General features: G+C 60.7%; 1 protein-coding gene. It reads left to right on the forward strand.

Features of this window, described 5'->3' with window-relative positions; all coding sequences use genetic code 11:
- Positions 1-425: electron transfer flavoprotein subunit beta/FixA family protein (locus tag Q0677_RS15070; protein WP_298911400.1), on the forward strand; the 425-nt coding region annotated here is incomplete at both ends.

Raw genomic sequence — 425 nt, forward strand, 5'->3', positions numbered from 1 at the left:
GACGAGATTGCCGTCGAAGAGGCCATCCGCCTGAAGGAAGCCGGCAAAGCGGACGAGATCGTCGTCGTGTCGATCGGTGTGAAGCAGGCTCAGGAAACTCTGCGCACGGCTCTGGCCATGGGTGCAGACCGCGCCATTCTGGTGAACGCTGCTGACGACGTCCACAACGACATCGAGCCGCTGGCCGTGGCCAAGATTCTGGCCAAAGTTGTTGAAGAAGAGCAGCCCGGCCTGGTTCTGGCGGGCAAGCAAGCCATCGACAACGACATGAACGCCACCGGTCAGATGCTGTCGGCCCTTCTGGGTTGGTCGCAAGGCACCTTTGCGTCGGAACTGGACATTGATGGCGACAACGCTGTTGTGACCCGCGAAGTCGACGGCGGCCTGCAGACCATCAAGGTGAAGATGCCGACCATCGTTACCGT

The organism is uncultured Aliiroseovarius sp., from assembly GCF_947492455.1.
GTDB lineage: Bacteria > Pseudomonadota > Alphaproteobacteria > Rhodobacterales > Rhodobacteraceae > Aliiroseovarius.